This window comes from Brevibacterium sp. OS20 (assembly GCF_056837565.1).
The window spans coordinates 451,755-468,773 of record NZ_CM166367.1 but is presented as its reverse complement, the minus strand read 5'-3'; the positions used below and the strand labels follow the sequence as shown (position 1 = coordinate 468,773).

At 67.0% G+C, this 17,019-nt stretch carries 12 protein-coding genes; 3 read left to right on the top strand and 9 right to left on the bottom strand.

The features are described 5' to 3' along the window. Window position 1: 1 nt before the first annotated feature. The 7 genes from ACVZTU_RS02025 to ACVZTU_RS01995 all read right to left on the bottom strand — a co-directional run bounded on the left by ACVZTU_RS02025 (window position 2) and on the right by ACVZTU_RS01995 (window position 11,153). Entirely contained in the window at window positions 2–1,396 is a 1,395-nt protein-coding gene (locus ACVZTU_RS02025) for a formimidoylglutamate deiminase (RefSeq protein WP_139469442.1), read from the bottom strand. After that, window positions 1,393–2,661 carry an allantoate amidohydrolase gene (locus tag ACVZTU_RS02020; protein ID WP_139469443.1) on the bottom strand — a complete coding sequence of 423 codons (1,269 nt, stop codon included), beginning with the start codon at window positions 2,659–2,661 and terminating at the stop codon, window positions 1,393–1,395. The genes ACVZTU_RS02025 and ACVZTU_RS02020 overlap by 4 nt, the downstream gene beginning before the upstream one ends. 152 nt (window positions 2,662–2,813) lie before the next feature. Beyond that, on the bottom strand, window positions 2,814–4,490 hold the full coding sequence (hutH, locus tag ACVZTU_RS02015; RefSeq protein ID WP_139469444.1) for a histidine ammonia-lyase: 1,677 nt from the start codon (window positions 4,488–4,490) through the stop codon (window positions 2,814–2,816). Between the two features lie 115 nt (window positions 4,491–4,605). Beyond that, entirely contained in the window at window positions 4,606–5,877 is a 1,272-nt protein-coding gene (hutI, locus tag ACVZTU_RS02010; RefSeq protein ID WP_482401271.1) for an imidazolonepropionase, read from the bottom strand. 258 nt (window positions 5,878–6,135) lie between these two features. Continuing rightward, complete coding sequence (gene hutU, locus ACVZTU_RS02005) at window positions 6,136–7,857, bottom strand: urocanate hydratase (RefSeq protein WP_139469446.1); 1,722 nt, start codon at window positions 7,855–7,857, stop codon at window positions 6,136–6,138. A gap of 279 nt (window positions 7,858–8,136) precedes the next feature. Beyond that, the gene (locus ACVZTU_RS02000) at window positions 8,137–9,333 is read right to left on the bottom strand and encodes a CaiB/BaiF CoA transferase family protein (RefSeq protein ID WP_482401270.1); all 1,197 of its coding nucleotides are present in this window, start codon (window positions 9,331–9,333) and stop codon (window positions 8,137–8,139) included. After that, complete coding sequence (locus ACVZTU_RS01995) at window positions 9,330–11,153, bottom strand: acyl-CoA dehydrogenase family protein (RefSeq protein ID WP_482401269.1); 1,824 nt, start codon at window positions 11,151–11,153, stop codon at window positions 9,330–9,332. Before ACVZTU_RS01995 ends, ACVZTU_RS02000 begins: the two co-directional genes overlap by 4 nt. Window positions 11,154–11,242: 89 nt before the next feature. Between ACVZTU_RS01995 and ACVZTU_RS01990 the strand changes: the two genes are divergently transcribed. Both ACVZTU_RS01990 and ACVZTU_RS01985 read left to right on the top strand, forming a co-directional pair. Next, the gene (locus tag ACVZTU_RS01990) at window positions 11,243–12,145 is read left to right on the top strand and encodes a LysR family transcriptional regulator (protein ID WP_482401268.1); all 903 of its coding nucleotides are present in this window, start codon (window positions 11,243–11,245) and stop codon (window positions 12,143–12,145) included. A 399-nt stretch (window positions 12,146–12,544) separates the two neighbouring features. Further along, the gene (locus tag ACVZTU_RS01985; protein ID WP_172172545.1) at window positions 12,545–14,080 is read left to right on the top strand and encodes an MFS transporter; all 1,536 of its coding nucleotides are present in this window, start codon (window positions 12,545–12,547) and stop codon (window positions 14,078–14,080) included. Window positions 14,081–14,279: 199 nt separating this feature from the next. Here ACVZTU_RS01985 and ACVZTU_RS01980 read toward each other — a convergent pair whose 3' ends face one another. Together ACVZTU_RS01980 and ACVZTU_RS01975 are read right to left on the bottom strand one after the other, a co-directional pair. Further along, window positions 14,280–15,062, bottom strand: coding sequence for a CoA-transferase subunit beta (locus ACVZTU_RS01980; protein WP_228278238.1), 783 nt, complete (start codon window positions 15,060–15,062; stop codon window positions 14,280–14,282). Then, window positions 15,059–16,003, bottom strand: a complete 945-nt coding sequence (locus ACVZTU_RS01975) for a CoA transferase subunit A (protein ID WP_482401267.1) — start codon at window positions 16,001–16,003, stop codon at window positions 15,059–15,061. The genes ACVZTU_RS01980 and ACVZTU_RS01975 overlap by 4 nt, the downstream gene beginning before the upstream one ends. A 110-nt stretch (window positions 16,004–16,113) precedes the next feature. Between ACVZTU_RS01975 and ACVZTU_RS01970 the strand changes: the two genes are divergently transcribed. Continuing rightward, window positions 16,114–17,007 carry a LysR family transcriptional regulator gene (locus ACVZTU_RS01970; protein WP_181271317.1) on the top strand — a complete coding sequence of 298 codons (894 nt, stop codon included), beginning with the start codon at window positions 16,114–16,116 and terminating at the stop codon, window positions 17,005–17,007. The last annotated feature ends 12 nt before the right edge of the window (window positions 17,008–17,019 follow it).

The following is a 17,019-nucleotide window of genomic DNA, read 5'->3' as shown; positions in this document are numbered from 1 at the left end:
CTCAGCCCTCCATCTCCAAGACCGCGAAGGCCCGAGAGTAGAGCTCGGCGATTTCGCCGAGTTCGGTGTGCACTCCGTCGCGCACGCGGACTTGGCCGCCGCTGACGGTCAGATGCACGTCCGCCGAGGTGGCCGTGAGGATGATCTGTTCGTCCAGGGATCCCATGGTGCGCATGCTGTCGGTGCGCAGAGCCACGAAGTCGCACGCCTTCCCGACCTCGAGCGCGCCGACCGGAAGGTCGAGGCTGCGTGCCCCACCTTCGGTGAGTGCCGTGATGAGTTCGGCCGGGGAGAACCGTCCGCGCTGACCCGACCGCAGCCGCTCCCCCGCCTCGAGCCCCTGAGTCTCGCGCAGGGCGTCGAGGACGACGTGCTGGTCGGAGCCGAGGGAGATCACCGCTCCGGCATCGGCGAGTTCCCGGGCCGGTCCGATGCCGTCGGCGAGGTCCGCCTCGGTGCATGGGCACATGACGATCGTCGACCGGGATCCGCCGAGGAGCGCAATGTCCTCCTCGCTCAGGTGAGTGGCGTGGACGGCCGAGAGTCGGTCGTCGACGACGCCCGAGCGGGCGAGCACCTCGGTGGGGCTGGCCCCGTACGCCGCCTGTGAGGCGTCATTTTCGGCCGGCTGTTCGGACAGGTGCACGTGCACGGGGCCGGACAGTTCGGTGAAGCGAGGCAGGTTTGCGGCTGGGACCGCGCGGATCGAATGGATCGCCGCACCCACGTGAACGAAGCTCTCACCTGGAGCCTTGACGGGGAATTCGTCGGAAAACGTGTCGATCAGGCCGGTGTGCCGGTCCATGTATCCGTCGACCGTGCCGTCGCCGAACCGGGCCTGTTCGGCCGAGAGCTCGGAGTCGATGGCGCCGGTGAGGTAGCAGGTGTCGAGCAGTCGGATGCGGATCCCCGCCGAGGCGGCCGCCCGTGCCAGCGCTCGTTCCATCGCGTGGGCGCGCCGTTCGGCATCGTCGTTCGCGTCCCCACCGGGACGCTCGGTGCCGTAGGGCGTTCCGTCCTGAGCGTGGTGGACGTAGTGGAACTCCCCCACCGAGGTGTAGCCGCCGGCGAGCATCTCTGCGAAGACAGCGCGGGCCACGGTCTCGTACGACTGGGGGTCGAGTTTCGCGGCGACGGAGTACATGACTTCGCGCCAGGTCCAGAAGGTGCCGCCGTCGCCGTGGGTGCGACCGCGCAGCATCCGGTGGAAGGCATGCGAGTGCGCGTTGACTCCGCCGGGCAGGACAAACCCGTGCACAGCCTCGGCGTCGGACGGAGCGGCGTCGACTCCGGTCTCGACCGCGGTGAGCGTTCCGGTGTCATCGGCGCTCAGCAGCACCCCGTGGGCGACGGCTCCGTCAACCCATGCGGATTCGCACCAGTAACGGGTGCTCATCGTGCACCTCCTGCCGTTGGGCCTCCGGTACTGCTGTCGGCAAGGGCGTGTTCGATGCCGAGTTCGCGGGCGAGCACCTTGACGAGCGCGTCGACTCCGGCCCTCTGGTCGTCGACCTCGCAGGCCTCTTCGGGAGCGTGCGAGACGCCGGTCGGGTTGCGGACGTAGAGCATCGCCGACGGCACATGGGGTGCGAGGATTCCGGCATCGTGTCCGGCGCCGGAGGGCAGCAGCGGAGCGTCCGGCAGCACCGAGGTCAGGCGGGAGTTGAGGTCGGCGGTGAAGTGGGTCGTCGGCGAGTAGGACTCCTGCGAGATGGTCACCTCGACACCGGACTCGGCGCCGTGGTCCTTCGCACGACGGCTGATCGCCTCGAGCACCTGCTTGACGACGGCATCGTCAGGATGGCGGATGTCGAGCCAGAAGCTCATGGTCGAAGCGATGACGTTCGTCCCGCCCGGGTGGATGAGGGTACGGCCCACGGTCGCCACGGCGCTCGCGTCAGTGGCGGCCGCTAGGGTCGGGATATCCCCGATCGCACGGGAGGCCGCGACCACCGGGTCGGCGCGATGGCTCATCGGAGTCGTGCCGGCGTGGTTGCCCTGGCCGGAGAAAGCGAAGTGCCAGCGCCCGTGGCCGATGATCGAGGAGCCGATGGCGACGGCCTGATCGGTGTTGATCAGACCGACGCCCTGTTCGACATGGAGTTCGATGAAGGAACCGATTCCGGCCAGCCGAGACTGGTCACGCCCGATCCGATCCGGGTCGAGGCCATAGCCACGGGCGACGTCGGCGAAGGTGTCACCGGCGGCGTCTTTGAGGCCGAGTGCGCGGTCGGTGTCGATGGCGCCGGTGAGCAGCCGTGAGCCGAGACAGGCGACGCCGAAGCGTGAGCCCTCCTCTTCGGGGAACACTGCCAGAGCGAAGGGCCGGGTGGACTGGTCGAGTGCGCCGGAGGCCTTGAGCACGTCGAAGGCCGCCAGCGCCGAGGCGACGCCGAGGGGGCCGTCGAACTCGCCTCCGCCGGGCACGGAGTCGAGGTGGGAACCGGTGACGACGGCGTTCGCACCCTGCGGGGTGGCCCATGCCCATGTGATTCCGTTGGCGTCGATCTCCGTGTCGAGGCCGCGGCGGTCCGCCTCGGCGAGGAACCACTCACGCAGCTCCCGTTCGGTGGCCGAGAATCCGGGCCGCTGGTAGCCCGGCCCGCGGGTGTCGCGGCCGGTGTCCTCGATCTGGCTCAGCAGCGAGACGACATCGCTCATTGTCAGTTCACTCCGTTCGAAATCGGTCGGGTCCGGTGATGTGTCGGTGCCGTGGTCGGCCGGCCCTGGCATCAGAGGCCCGGCGGTCGGGTCCGGTGCGGACGAGCCGCGGGGCGGGACGGACCACACGCAGGTTCCGCCCCGGCCCGGCGTCAGTCCTGGTGGGTGGTGGCTGCGGAGGTGCCCGAAGCCTCGGCGGCGGCTTCGAGGTTGCCCAGCGCAGTGAACTCGGGATCGTTGACGGCCGGTCCGCCGTCTCCCGGTTGCCAGGTTCCGGCAGCAGCGGTGACGGTGTGGGTCAGCGGTGCGACCGACTCGGCGGCGGCGACGAGCGAGCCGTCCTTGACCTTCGCAATGGTCTCGGCGAGTTCGGGCGAGAGGAACCGGTCGGGTCCGGGCCCCGGCACCGTCTCACGGATCGCCGCGATCACGGCTCCGGTCACCGGTGCCGGTGCGGCGTCGCGCATATCGCAGGCACGGGAGGCGGCATAGAGTTCGATGCCGACGACGGAGGCGAGGTTGTCGACGACCTTGCGCAGCTTGCGTGCGGCCGACCAGCCCATGGACACGTGGTCTTCCTGCATGGCCGAGGACGGGATCGAGTCGACCGAGGCCGGAGTCGCGCCGCGTTTGGCCTCGGAGACCATGGCCGCCTGCGTGTAGTGGGCGATCATCAGGCCGGAGTCGACACCGGCGTCGTCGGCGAGGAACGGGGTGAGGTTCTGGTTGCGGGCGACATCCATCATCCGGTCGGTGCGGCGTTCGGACATCGAGGCGACGTCGGCGGCGACGATGGCCAGGAAGTCCAAGGCATGGGCCAGCGGTGCACCGTGGAAGTTGCCGTTCGAGGACACCATTCCATTGGTGAGCACGACGGGGTTGTCGATGGCGGCCCGCAGTTCGCGTTCGGCCACCTGGGTGGCGAAGGCGACGGCGTCGCGGGCGGCACCGTTGACCTGCGGGGCGCAGCGCATCGAGTACGCGTCCTGGACGAGGTGGGTGGAGTCGCGGTGGCTGGCAGTGATGCCGGAGTCGGCGAGCGAGGCGAGCATGTTCGCAGCCGAGGCGGCCTGACCGTCGTGCGGGCGCAGCGCGTAGTGGAGTTCAGGGGCGAAGACGGCGTCGGTGCCGAAGAGTCCTTCGATGCTCATGGCCGCGGACACATCGACGGCGGTGAGCAGGTTCTCCAGGTCGGTCAGGGCCATGATGAGCATGCCGAGCATGCCGTCGGTGCCGTTGACCAGCGCGAGGCCTTCCTTCTCGGCCAGGGTGACCGGGGTGATTCCGGCCTTCGCGAGGATCTCATCGGCGGGCCCGGCCACTCCGTCGGGACCCTCGGCCACGCCTTCGCCCATGACGACGAGGGCGCATGCCGACAGTGGTGCGAGATCACCGGAGCAGCCGAGCGAGCCGTACTCGTGGACGACCGGGGTGATTCCGGCGTTGAGCAGGTCGACGTAGGTCTGGAGGACTTCGGCGCGGACGCCGGCCCGACCGGTGGCCAGGGTGCGGGCGCGCAGCAGCATGAGGGCGCGCACGACCTCGCGTTCGACGGGTTCGCCGACGCCGGCGGCGTGGGAGCGGATAAGGGATTTCTGCAGCTGGGTGCGCAGTTCGGCGGGGATGTGACGCTGGGCGAGCGCACCGAATCCGGTCGAGACTCCGTAGACGGGCTTCTCCGCCTGAGCGAGGGCGTCGATGGCCTCGCGGTACTTGTTCACCCGGGCCAGGGTGGCTTCGGACAGGGAGACCAACGCTCCGCGACGGGCGACGTCGACCACCTCGGCGAAGGTCAGCGTATCGGGGTCGAGATCGATGAATGTGGTCATCGTGTGCCTTTCTGTGAGTGCGTCAGTGTGATGTCTGAGTCGTGGGTGAAGGTCTCATACGCCGGCGCCGAGGTGGTTCCTCGCAGTCGACGCACTGTGCTCGTGCGTAGGTGGTTCAGTCGCGGGGTCGATTGTCGACGATGAGCTCACCGCCGGAGTAGACGCGTTCGACCAGCTGCACACCGGGCCGGTAGGCCAGGTGGCGGTAGCTGGGTGCGTCGAGGATGGCCAGGTCGGCGCGGGCTCCCACTCCGAGGTGGCCGACGTCGGTGCGTTGCAGGGCGTTGGCGCCGCCCGCTGTCGCTGCCCACACCGCCTGTTCGACGGTGAAGTGCATGTCCCGGACGCCGATGGCGATGACGAACGGCATGCTGTTGGAGAACCCTGAACCGGGATTGCAGTCGCTGGCGATCGCCAGCGATACTCCCGCGTCGACGTAGCGGCGGGCGTCGGGGTAGGGCTGGCGGGTGGAGAATTCGATGCTCGGCAGCAGGGTGACGACGGTGCCCGCCTCGGCGAGGACGGCGAGGTCCTCATCGGAGGCGAAGGTCGCATGGTCGACGGACACGCAGCCGAGTTCCGCGCCGAGCTTGAGCGCCCCGCCCTCGGTGAGCTGATTGGCGTGCAGCCGCGGTTTCATTCCGACGGCCTTGCCGGCATCGATGATCCGCCGGGTCTGGACCTCGGTGAAGGCACCGGTTTCGCAGAACACGTCGATCCACTTCGCTTTGCCTGCGGCCGCCGGGATGATCTCGTCGATGACGAGGTCGACGTAGCGTTCCGGCTCGTCCTTGAACTCCGGCGGGACGACGTGCGCGGCGATGAGGGTCGATTCTTCGGTGTGCCGGTTGATGATGTCGAGGGCCTGGATCTCGTCGGGCACGGTCAGCCCGTAGCCGGACTTGATCTCGAACGTCGTCGTTCCCTGCCGCTTCGCCTGCTCGAGCAGGTGGACAAGGTTGGCCTCGAGTTCGGATTCCGTCGCTGCGCGGGTGGCGGCCACGGTGGTGGCGATGCCCCCGGCCGAGTACTTCTGTCCGGCCATCCGGGCCGCGAATTCCTCGGACCGATCACCGGCGAAGATGAGGTGGTTGTGGCTGTCGACGAAGCCGGGGATGACGGCTTTGCCACTGAGGTCGATCGTCTCGAGTCCGCCGAGGTCATTCGCCGAGGTGACTTCCCCGTTTGCGATGTCATCGTCGTTCAGACCTTTTCCGACGCTCTCACCGAGGCGGCTCGACACCGCCGTGTCCGCCTCAGCGGACGGTCCCGACCAGATGATCCGACCGTCGTCGATGAGCAGCGCGGCATCGGTGATGATGCCCAGCTCGCCGAGGGTGTCGAGGTCGTTGACGACGAGTTCGCTGATGCCGGTGATGAGCTGCATGGCGAGTCGGGCCTTTCCGATCGAGAATGATTCCCTCTCAGTATGGACCGCTCGGTGGCGGGGCAGAACCTCTCCCGCAGATATTTGTCCGATATTTCGGACGGCCGAGTGATGGGGGTCTGGTGAACCCGCCCCCCGGTTCGGTCGTCAACTCCCCGCGGCCCAGAAAAAGGTGAGTAGCCCAAGTTTGAAACCGGGCTACTCACCTTTTTCTGAGCTATTCAGCGACCGCGCCGTCGACGCAACGCCGCGGACTGCTTACTGTGCGGCGGATTCCTCGTCGCGCTTGTCGAGCTCGGGGATCATCGGCACGCGCTGACCGCGCTCTTCGGCCACCTCGGAGGCGCGATCGTAACCGGCGTCGACGTGGCGGATGACGCCCATGCCCGGGTCGTTCGTGAGCAAGCGTGCCAGTTTCTGAGCGGCCAGCTCAGTGCCGTCGGCCACGGAGACCTGTCCGGCGTGGATGGAGCGGCCGATGCCGACGCCACCGCCGTGGTGGATCGACACCCAGGTCGCACCCGAAGAGGTGTTGACCAGGGCGTTGAGCAGCGGCCAGTCGGCAACGGCGTCCGTACCGTCGAGCATGGATTCGGTTTCGCGGTAGGGGCTGGCGACGGAACCGGAGTCGAGGTGGTCACGGCCGATGACGATCGGGGCCGAGATCTTGCCTTCCGCGACGAGCTGGTTGAACAGCAGACCGGCCTGGTGGCGTTCCTTGTAGCCGAGCCAGCAGATGCGTGCCGGCAAGCCTTCGAACTCGACGTATTCATTGGCGGCGTCGAGCCAGGTGTGGAGGTGTTCATTCTCGGGGAAGAGCTCCTTGAGCGCCTGATCGGTGACCTCGATGTCCTTCGGGTCGCCGGACAGCGCGACCCAGCGGAAGGGTCCGAGGCCTTCGCAGAAGAGGGGGCGGATATAGGCGGGGACGAAACCGGGGAATTCGAAGGCACGGTCATAGCCGGCCTTGCGGGCTTCGTCGCGGATCGAGTTGCCGTAATCGAAGACCTCGGCGCCGCGGTCCTGGAATTCGACCATGGCCTTCACATGCTTGGCCATGGACTCCTCGGCGCGGATGGTGAACTTCTCGGCATCCTGCTCGGCCTCTTCGTGCCAGTCGTCGACGCTCACGCCCACCGGCAGGTAGGACAGCGGGTCGTGGGCCGAGGTCTGGTCGGTGACGATGTCGACTTCAGCAGCCTCGGGGCGGTCGAGGATGAGCGGGAGGATCTCCGCGGCGTTGCCGACGAGTCCGACGGACAGGGCCTGCTTGTTCTTCTTCGCTTCGATGACCTTGGCCAGTGCGGTGTCGAGGTCGGTTTCGACCTCGTCGAGGTAGCGCTTGCCCTTGCGGCGATCGAGGCGGGTCTTGTCGACGTCGATGATGAGGCAGGCGCCGCCGTTGAGGGTCACGGACAGCGGCTGGGCTCCGCCCATTCCGCCGCAGCCGGCGGTGATGGTCAGGGTTCCGGCGAGGGTGCCGTCGAAGCGCTTGCGGGCGATGGCGCCGAAGGTCTCGTAGGTGCCCTGGAGGATGCCCTGGGTGGCGATGTAGATCCAGGACCCGGCGGTCATCTGGCCGTACATCATGAGGCCTTCGGCCTCGAGCTCGCGGAAGTGCTCCCAGTTGGCCCAGTCGCCGACGAGGTTGGAATTGGCGATGAGCACGCGCGGGGCCCATTCATGGGTGCGCATGACACCGACGGGCTTGCCCGACTGGATGAGCAGGGTCTCGTCGTCCTCGAGGTCGTCGAGGGTGCGCACGATTGCGTCATATGCTTCCCAGGAGCGGGCGGCGCGACCGGTGCCGCCGTAGACGACGAGGTCCTCGGGACGTTCGGCGACCTCGGGGTCGAGGTTGTTCATGAGCATGCGCTTGGGTGCTTCGGTCTGCCAGGACTTCGCGGTGATCTCGGTTCCGCGGTCGGCACGGATGACGCGGGACGGGTCGTGCTGGGTGAACGACGGCTTGGTGGTCATGGGATTCTCCTTGTCGCTGTGTCCGACGAGGCGGATGCTTGGCTGCCGCTTCGCCGTCGCGCCGAGGTGTGGGCTCCCCTGCGCTGTCGGCTCTGACTACACCATCCATTCTGACGACTGGAGCAGAATGCGGAAGTGGCCCGCATCAAGTTCCGTCCGACATTTCGGACATAGATGAATCGATGCCGGGTTCGCCGCTCCCCGAGACTCACGCAGCACTGGTCGGTTCCACGCGCCACCCACACAGATTTCCCACCGAGGCAGCCCCGGCAGTTTCGTTCAGATCCTCGCCGACTCCTCGACAGCCGCGTGCGGGTGCCCTTCGACCTCCGCGCCATACTGCCCTTCGCCATCGTCCCCGCCGGCGACCTCCGCAACCGGCTGCACCGGCGAGATCCGGTAGCTGGCCGGAGTCCGGGCGAGCTTGATCGGCGAGGCCACTCCGCGGTAGCCGTCGCCCATCTCCACGACCATCTCCCGGTGCGCGGTATGCGGATGCTCGACCACCTCGGCGGCGTCGAGGATCGGACCGGCGGGCACGCCGATGCTCATGAGCTCCTCGGACAGCTTCTCCGCCGAGGTCGAAACCATGAGAGCTTCGAGCTCGACCCGCAGCGCATCCCTGTTTCCCAGACGCGCGGCATTGTCGACGAACCGCGGGTCCTCGGCGAGCCCCGGAGCACCGAGGTGGTCGACGAGCTTGGCGAACTGTCCGTCGTTTCCGGCGGTGATGAATACCTGCCCGGCCCCGGTCGCGAACGCCGAATACGGGGCGATGTTCGGATGGTCGTTGCCCGACAGCTTCGGCACGGCTCCACCGCCGAAGAAGTTCGGCAGGTGCGGATGCATGACGGAGATCCCGCAGTCGAACAGCGTCGTCTCGACCCGCTGACCGCGCCCGCTGGTCACCCGTTCCTGCAGCGCCATGAGCACGCCGATGGCCGCGTTCAGCCCGGTGACCATGTCGACGGCGGGCATGCCGATGCGCATCGGCCCGGTCGACTCGTCCCCGTTGACCGACATCAGACCCGACATTGCCTGGATGATCGCGTCGTATCCGGGCCGTCCGCCCAGCGGACCGTCATCGCCGAAACCGGTGATGGACGCGTGCACGAGGTGCGGGTAGCGGTCCGGAATCTCCGACACCGGGTCAAGCCCCCACTTCGCCAGGGTCCCGGTCTTGAAATTCTCGACGAGCACATCGGCCCCGGCCAGCAGCCCGTGCAGCGCCTCCTGTCCCTCCTCGGTGCGCAGGTCGAGGGTCATCATCCGCTTGTTCCGGTTGATCCCGGCGAAGTAGCTCGACACCTCGGGCGCCACGAACGGCGGCCCCCAGCTGCGCGTATCGTCGCCGGCCGGCGGTTCGACCTTGATGACCTCGGCACCGTGATCGGCCAGGATCTGCGTGCAATAGGGCCCGCCGAGGATGCGCGAGAGATCGACGACCGTGATCCCGGAGAGTGCTCCCGCGCTCACTGCCCGCTCCCTCCGGAACGCGCAGTTCCATCCTCGGCGGACTGAGCTGCTCCACCCTCGCCGAGGATCTCCTCGACAGCCGCGAACGCTTCGTCCCGGCCCATGCCGGCACCGTCGATGAGGGCGTCCAGTACGGCATCGTCTTCGACGACCGGGACGAGCGGGTTCTGCGGCATCAGCTTGTGGCGCAGTACCAGTGCGGCGATGACGATGCGCGACCAGTCGCCGCGGCTGTCTCCGATCCGCGCGCCTTCCGAGGCCATGATGGACGCGCACACGAGGTTGTAGGTCGCGGTCGCGAGCTGACGCACCCGTGCCTGCTCAACACCTTCGGGCGTGGACTCGAGCGCGTGCAGCAGCGTCGAGCTCAGCGATTGGATCTGGCTGCGGAACGCGGCCGGGAGGTCGGCCGCCTCGGCGATGAGCGTCTCCAGGTGCAGGAACAGCGGTTTGAGTGTGCCCGCCCGGTGGGCGGCGCGGATGACGTCGAGGGCGACGATGTTCGAGGTGCCCTCCCAGATCGATCCGAGCTGGGAATCGCGGAAGACGCGGGCGTCGCCGTATTCCTCGATGTAGCCGACTCCGCCGCGGATCTCCATCGCGTCCGCGGTGACCTTGCGGGCGTCGCGGGTGGCGCGGAACTTGATGAGCGGGGTGAGGATGCGCAGCACCGAGGCGGCTTCGGCGTCACCGGCATCGGCCCGGGCGAAGACGTCCGCCGTGTGCAGGGAGATCGACAGCGCCTGTTCCGTGGTCGTCATGATCTTCGCGAGCTGGCGACGCTGCAGGGGCAGCTTGCTCAACGTCGAACCGAAGGCTTCGCGATTGCGGCAGATGAACTTCGACTCGCCGAAGGCCCGCCGCATGAGGCCGGCCGCGCGCACGGCGTTGGACAGGCGAGAGGAGTTGACCATATCGGCCATCTGCACGAATCCGCGTCCGATATCGCCGACGAGGTAGGCCGTCGCTCCCTGCAGGCTCATCTCGCCGCTGGGCATCGACCGGGTGCCGAGCTTGTCCTTGAGGCGGACGATGCGCATGGAGTTCGGCGAACCGTCCTCAAGAGTGCGCGGTAAGAGGAAGAGTCCGATGCCTTTGATTCCGGGCTGTGCACCCTCGGGGCGAGCGAGGACCATGGCGAGTTCGGCGTCGGCGTTCGAGCAGAACCACTTCTCACCGGTCAGCGCCCAGGTGCCGTCGCCGTTGTCGACGGCCGTGGTCGTCGCACGACCGACGTCGGAGCCGGCGTCCTGTTCGGTCATGAACATCGCGCCCTGGGTCAGGGTGTCGACATCGGTGCTCGTCAGTCCGCCGATGAAGCGCTCGACGAGTTCGGGTGAACCGTACTTGCGCAGGGTGCGGGTGAGCGAGTCGGTCATGTTCACCGGGCACAGCAGCCCGAATTCCGCCTGCGTGAACAGGTAGACGAGGAGGTATTTGACGATCGGCGGCATCGGTTCGTCCCAATCGAGGACACCGGGCCGGTGGCTCATTGCGGCCAGCCCGAGTTCGCCGAAGGCGACTTCCTGCAGGCGCCGGTAGGCCGGATGGATCTCGATCGACTGCTGATCGGCGCCGTTGCGGGTGCGGTGCTTGAGCACCGGAGGGTTGACGTCGGCATCGTGAGCGAGGTCGTCGAGCTCTCCGCCGAGGCGGGGCCCGAGGTCCTCGAACACCGGCCGGAGGTGCGCGAGCAGCTTCTCGTCTAGGTAGAGCGGCAGGAGGTCCTTCAGCGACCGGTCGTCGGCGAAGCGGTCGATGCCGTAGCTGTCCGGAACGGGGGTCATGGTCGTATCGGGCGACGAAGCAGTCTCACGCAAGATAATCTCCTTTGATGGTTTCTTCGACCGTATGCCCGAGAACCTGGGGCTGACAAAGACATTTCTCTTATCCCTGATAATCTGCGGTTATGGCTGAACCGAGTCTCAAGCGCCTCCAGTACTTCATCGCCTTGGCAGAGCACGGCAAGTTCCAGCTCGCCGCCGACGCGGTGAACATCTCACAGCCGGCGCTGAGCGCCGAACTCAAGAGACTCGAGGACTTCGTCGGCAAACCGCTGTTCCACCGCAGTCCCGTGACGAAGCTGACCGCCGCCGGAGAGGCGCTGCTGCCCTATGCGAAGTCCGCCGTCGGAGCCGCCCACCGTTTCAACGAATATGCGGCGGCCGTGAACACGGGGGCGCCGACGTCGATCTCGATCGGCACAGTGGCCACCTTCCTCCATCGCGGACTGCCGCAGACGATCATGGACTTCTCCGCAGCGCACCCGGACATCCTCGTCACCACCGAGGAGGCCACCTCGGCGGCGCAGTCGGACATGCTGCTCGGCCACGACATCGACATCGCCTGCGGACACATGCCCCTCCAGCATCCCGGCGTCGTCTGCACTCCGGCTGCCCGGGAGTCGTTCTGGCTGTGCGCTCCGGCGGGCTCACCGATCACCACCATCGCCGAGGCGGTCGATTCCCCGTTCGTCATCTTCCGCAAGAGCGCGTCCCCGATCTACCACGACACCGTCGTGGGCATCTGCCGCACACACGGCTTCGAACCGCAGATCCACCATCGGACGGCCAGCTGGTCGGCCGCCGTCGAGATGGTCGCCCACGGGCTCGGCGTCTCGCTTGTCCCCTCGCCGGTGGCCCGCAGCTACCACGGCGATGAGCGGCTGATCTTCACTCGGGTCGGCACTCGCCCGAATGCCCCGCAGGCGTGGATCACCGTCCGCCGGGAGGATCAGTCGACACTCATCGGCGACCTCGCCCTCGACCTCGTCATCGCCTCGGAATCACTCGCCGACCCGGTCGCCGACTGAGGAACCGAGCCTCGCCGCACGGACACTCCGGCCCGGCTGGAACCGGGCGGCCTCGCCCCGCCCGGCACCGCAACGGCGAGCGAGCGCATCCGCTTCGCTTCACGCGTGGGCACAGCCGCCTCGGAGAGGGCATGGCCGCACTCTGATACACATCGCGCAACAATCCGTTACTCGACTACCGGTGCCAGTATCAGCAGAAATTCTCTCCTCGCGTCCTACGGCCCGGTAAGCCGCAGAACATAAGGGAATCCGGCTGTAGCATCACTCTAAGTTATGACGATATAACTAAAAAGTGTTTGCGCGGCCCACAAGGGCAACTTACGGTGAACGAGCACCCATGCCACGTCAGAGACGCCTGGCATCGGTCGGCGCAATGACGCTCCACCTGAGAGGAATCGCATGTCTGATTCGGTCAACACCGCGAAACGCGCTCGCAAAGCCGGAATCGCATCATTCATCGGAACCACCATCGAGTGGTACGACTTCTACATCTACGGAACCGCCTCGGCGCTGGTCTTCGGGCATGTCTTCTTCCCCGACACCCTGCCTGCCGGCGTCGGCACTCTGCTCTCCTTCGTCACGCTGTGGGCGGGCTTCCTCGCTCGTCCGCTCGGCGGCATCATCTTCGGTCACTTCGGTGACAAGTACGGCCGGAAGAAGACCCTCGTCGTCACCCTCGTGCTGATGGGCGCGGCATCGTTCCTCGTCGGACTGCTGCCCGGATATGCGACCATCGGCATCGCCGCTCCGATCATCCTCACCTGCCTGCGCATCCTGCAGGGCATCGCGGTCGGCGGCGAATGGGGCGGATCCGTGCTCATCGCCAGCGAGAACGCCCCGAAGGGCAAGGGAGTCCTCTACTCGGCCTTCGCCCAGCAGGGATCACCGGCAGGAAATCTCATCTCCTCGGGCATGTTCTTCCTCCTCGCGCTGCTGCCGACTCCGCAGTTCCTCCTCTACGGCTGGAGGATCGCGTTCCTCGCCTCGATCTTCCTCATCGTCATCGGCCTCGTCATCCGCCTCAAGCTCGAAGAGCCGGAGAACATGAAGGTCGTGAAGAAGAAGGACGCCGTCGCCAAGGTTCCCGCCTTCGAGGCGATCAGGAAGCACTGGGTGCTCATCCTCCTCGGCGCTGGTGCGCTGCCGCTCATCCAGGTCACCTACCTCAAGACGACGTTCGCCACGGCCTGGGCCACGGACACCTCTCACTCTTGGGCGTACAGCTCGTCGACGTTCCTCGCCGTCGTCACGCTCGCGCTCGTCGTGCAGTTCATCGTCCAGCCCTTCGGCGCGATCATCCTCGACCGGGTCAAGGACATGCGCAAGGCGATCTTCTGGATCATCCTGCCGGAGTTCGTCCTCATGCCGCTCATGTTCTTCGCGATCGAATTGGGCCATCCCGGCATCGCGCTGGCAGCCATGGCCGCTGCGACTGTTCCGCACTCGCTGTTCTACGCCGGCATCGGCGGCATCATCGCCCGGGCGTTCCCCACGCGGGTCCGGTACACGGGCATCTCGCTGGCCTACCAGCTGTGTTCGATGACCGTCGGAGGCGGCACCGCTGCGGCCGCACAGTGGATGTACACGAGCTCGGGATCCATCGTTCCGGTGGCGATCCTCAGCGCCGGCTATGCGCTCGTCTCCCTCGTCTGCACGCTCATCCTGCTCAACAAGACCGGCTGGACGGCCAGCGAGAACTCGAGGGCCGAGGCCGCCGACGAGGAGGAGTTCGCCGCAGCTCTCGCCGCCGAGAAGGCCGAGCGCGACGCCGACCCGACGGGCGCGCCTGGTGCGACCGGTTCCAAGCCGGCCGCCGGTTCCGCTCCGGCCGCCGACTCCGCGGACGCGGTCGGCACGAGCCATTCCGTGTCGGCGGCCGACGCCACAGGAGCGGGTTCCGAACCCGCACCGGCGCGCGCTCCCGTCACTCCCTGAGGACTCCGCCTCAACAACGGTGCGGCCCCGAGTTCCTATTGGACTGGGGCCGCATCACGTTGTGTGGTCGCAGAACTGCGTCCCCGACTTCTTCCGCCAAATAGCGCCAGCAGCCCTGTTTACGACCAATAGCACTAGTTGCAACATGTGCTATCCGTCGTAAACAGGGCCGTTGCGCGGGAGTCAGCCCGCACCCGCCTCAGCGCAGGTAGAGGCGGACCGTGTCGATCTCGTCACGGAGCAGGCGCACTTCTTCGGCCGTCGGCGCCTGGGTCTGCGTGACATCCTCGGCGACGGCGAGGTCCCAGCCGGTCGCTTCCTGCACCTGCTCGACGGTCACTCCCGGGTGGACCTCGCTGAGTTCGAGCTCGCCGAGGCGCTCACGCCGCCGCAGGATCCCCAGTGGGGTGATGACGGTGGAGACTCCGAATCCGCGCGGTTGGATGAAGTCTGGCTGCTCCGCCGCGCGCACGGGCGAGGCCGAGGTGACGAAGTCGAGTTCAGCGGGAAAGGCGGCCGGGTCATGGCGGCGGAGGACGACGAAGACCTCTCCGGCATTGGCCATGATGTCGGCGGCGCCGCCCGAACCGGGCAGGCGCACTCTCGGAGATTCCCAGTCGCCGATGACGGTGGTGTTGAGCGAACCGAACCGGTCCACCTGCGCTGCACCGAGGAATCCCACATCGACGTTCCCACCTTGGAGGACGTAGCCGAAGAGGGCATGCATGCTGACGACCGCCTCGGCCCCGGAGACGACGACGGAGTCCGCGATGCCTTCGGCCATCGATTCGGGGTGCGCGCCGGCGACCCCGGATTCGTAGATGAGCTGGATGCTCGGATTGACCGTGCGGTGGGCGAGGTCGACGGCCAGCGTGGGCAGCCCGACGCCGGCGAAGACGGTGCGGCTGCGGGCGAGCATCTTCGCAGCCGCGCAGACGATGAGTTCGGTTTCGGTGAAGTCCTTCGCCGAGGCGGTGCTCACTTCAGGCTCCCTTCGCTCGGTTGCGTACGGCGTCCGTAATCGACCACGCCCGAGGGGCGCGGATCCACGAGCAGACCGCGGAGACGATCGTGACCGATCGATTCGAGGTATTCGGCATGGTCGCGGGCCCCGCGCACATGGACGTCGAGCCACTCCTGCAACCGGGCGGGGTCCTTCGAGATCGCGGTCCATTCGCGATAGAAGACATTGTCGCGATCGTAGGAGCCCTGCACATAGGACGGGTGCGCCCCGGTTCGCACTTCGCACACCGCGTCGACGGCGTGAGCCGGGATGAGAGTGCGGTTCGGGTCGGAGCGGACGACCTCGTCGTCGACGATCTCCTCGACGGTGACGATGACATGGTCGGCCGCGTAGACGGCTTCCTGCTGAGTGCCGGTGATGCCCCAGATCTGGACGTTGCCATGACGGTCGGCGCGCTGGGCGTGGATGATCGTGACATCGGGGTTGAGCGGCGGCACGACGTACGTCTTCTTGCCCGAATACGGGTCGACGACGGAGCGGATGTCCGGGTTGATGCCGGGGATGTCGGAGCCGACGAAGGAGCCGATCGGAGCAAACGGCAGGCGAGCGGCTCCGGCGTGATAGCGCAGGGTCATCGCGTGGTGTGAGTACTCTTCGACCGCGAGCGGCCGCGGGTCGGCCGATTCGATGCGGCGCCGCACCTCGTAGAGGCTGCCGGCCGAACCGGAGGCGAAGAAGGAGCAGACAAGGCGATCGACGCAGTCGGCGGCGATCATCATGTCGCTGAGCAGATCGGGGGTGAGCCGGCAGAAGGTGAGTCCGGAGATTCCCTGTCGGATGATCTCGTGTCCGGCGGCGAACGGGATAAGGTGGGAGAACCCCTCGAGCGCCACCGTGGCCCCGTCCTCGACGTAGCGTTCGATGGCCTCAGGCAGACTGACGACTGTGTCACTGTGCATGGTTCGCAGGCTATAGCAATTACCGAAATCCGCAAAATATCTCTGTGATTATTGTCAATTCATGCAATAATTAAGACATTCGCCCGGACCGCCTGATACAGGAGAACACAGTGGAGCTGCAGCAGATCCGCGCCTTCGTCGCCGTCGCCGAGGAACTCCACTTCGGCCGCGCCGCCGAACGCCTCGGCATGGCCCAGCCCCCGCTGAGCCGCACCATCCGCTCCCTGGAGACCGAACTCGGCGCCTCACTGTTCCAACGCACGACGCGCTCAGTCAGCCTCTCCCCCGCCGGTGAGGCTCTGCTCGAACCGGCCAAACACATGCTCGCCACCCAGCAGGCCGCCATCGAATCCGTCCACCGCTCCTCCAGCGGCGAGGTCGGACGCGTGCGCTTCGGCTACTCGCATCCATCCTCCCGGGACCTCGCCGCCACCCTCGTGGCAGCCTCGCACGAACGCAATCCGGGCATCGCCTTCCACCTCGAGTCGACGGTCTATGCCGACGAAGGCCTCGAGAGGATCATGGACGGCACTCTCGACCTCGCGCTGGTCCGCTGGCGTCGGCGGCCTCCGCTCATCGCGGGTCGCCCAGTGGCGATCGAGCGCCCATGTGTCGCCTTGCCGAGTTCACATCGCCTGGCGAATCGGAAGAAGATCGACGTCGCAGAGCTCGCCGATGAGCCTTTCGTCCTCCTGCCCGCGCGCCCGAATTCGAACCTGCGCGAGACCGCCATGCGCCTGTGCCTCGATGCCGGGTTCAGCCCGCGCACGGTCCAGGAGGCCCCCGATTCGCAGTCGATCTCTGCGCTCGTGGCCGCCGGAATGGGTGTGACGATCACGTTCGACTCCGTCGCCGCCGGCTACGACTCGCGGATCACCGCCGTGCCGCTCGATCTCCCGAACGAAGCTACCCAGCTTCACCTCGCATACCGCCTCGACCAACAGGACGCAGCCCTGAGCACGGTCCTCGATGTCGCCGAGGCGGTCTTGCCGACAGTCCGCTGAGCTCGGCCGGTC

Excerpts from the sequence above, each read along its gene's own strand:
- ACVZTU_RS02025 (WP_139469442.1), bottom strand. The coding sequence starts at position 1,396 with ATGAGCACCCGTTACTGGTGCGAATCCGCATGGGTTGACGGAGCCGTC.
- ACVZTU_RS02020 (WP_139469443.1), bottom strand. The coding sequence starts at position 2,661 with ATGAGCGATGTCGTCTCGCTGCTGAGCCAGATCGAGGACACCGGCCGC.
- hutH (WP_139469444.1), bottom strand. The coding sequence starts at position 4,490 with ATGACCACATTCATCGATCTCGACCCCGATACGCTGACCTTCGCCGAG.
- hutI (WP_482401271.1), bottom strand. The coding sequence starts at position 5,877 with ATGCAGCTCATCACCGGCATCAGCGAACTCGTCGTCAACGACCTCGAC.
- hutU (WP_139469446.1), bottom strand. The coding sequence starts at position 7,857 with ATGACCACCAAGCCGTCGTTCACCCAGCACGACCCGTCCCGCGTCATC.
- ACVZTU_RS01990 (WP_482401268.1), top strand. The coding sequence starts at position 11,243 with ATGGCTGAACCGAGTCTCAAGCGCCTCCAGTACTTCATCGCCTTGGCA.
- ACVZTU_RS01985 (WP_172172545.1), top strand. The coding sequence starts at position 12,545 with ATGTCTGATTCGGTCAACACCGCGAAACGCGCTCGCAAAGCCGGAATC.
- ACVZTU_RS01975 (WP_482401267.1), bottom strand. The coding sequence starts at position 16,003 with ATGCACAGTGACACAGTCGTCAGTCTGCCTGAGGCCATCGAACGCTAC.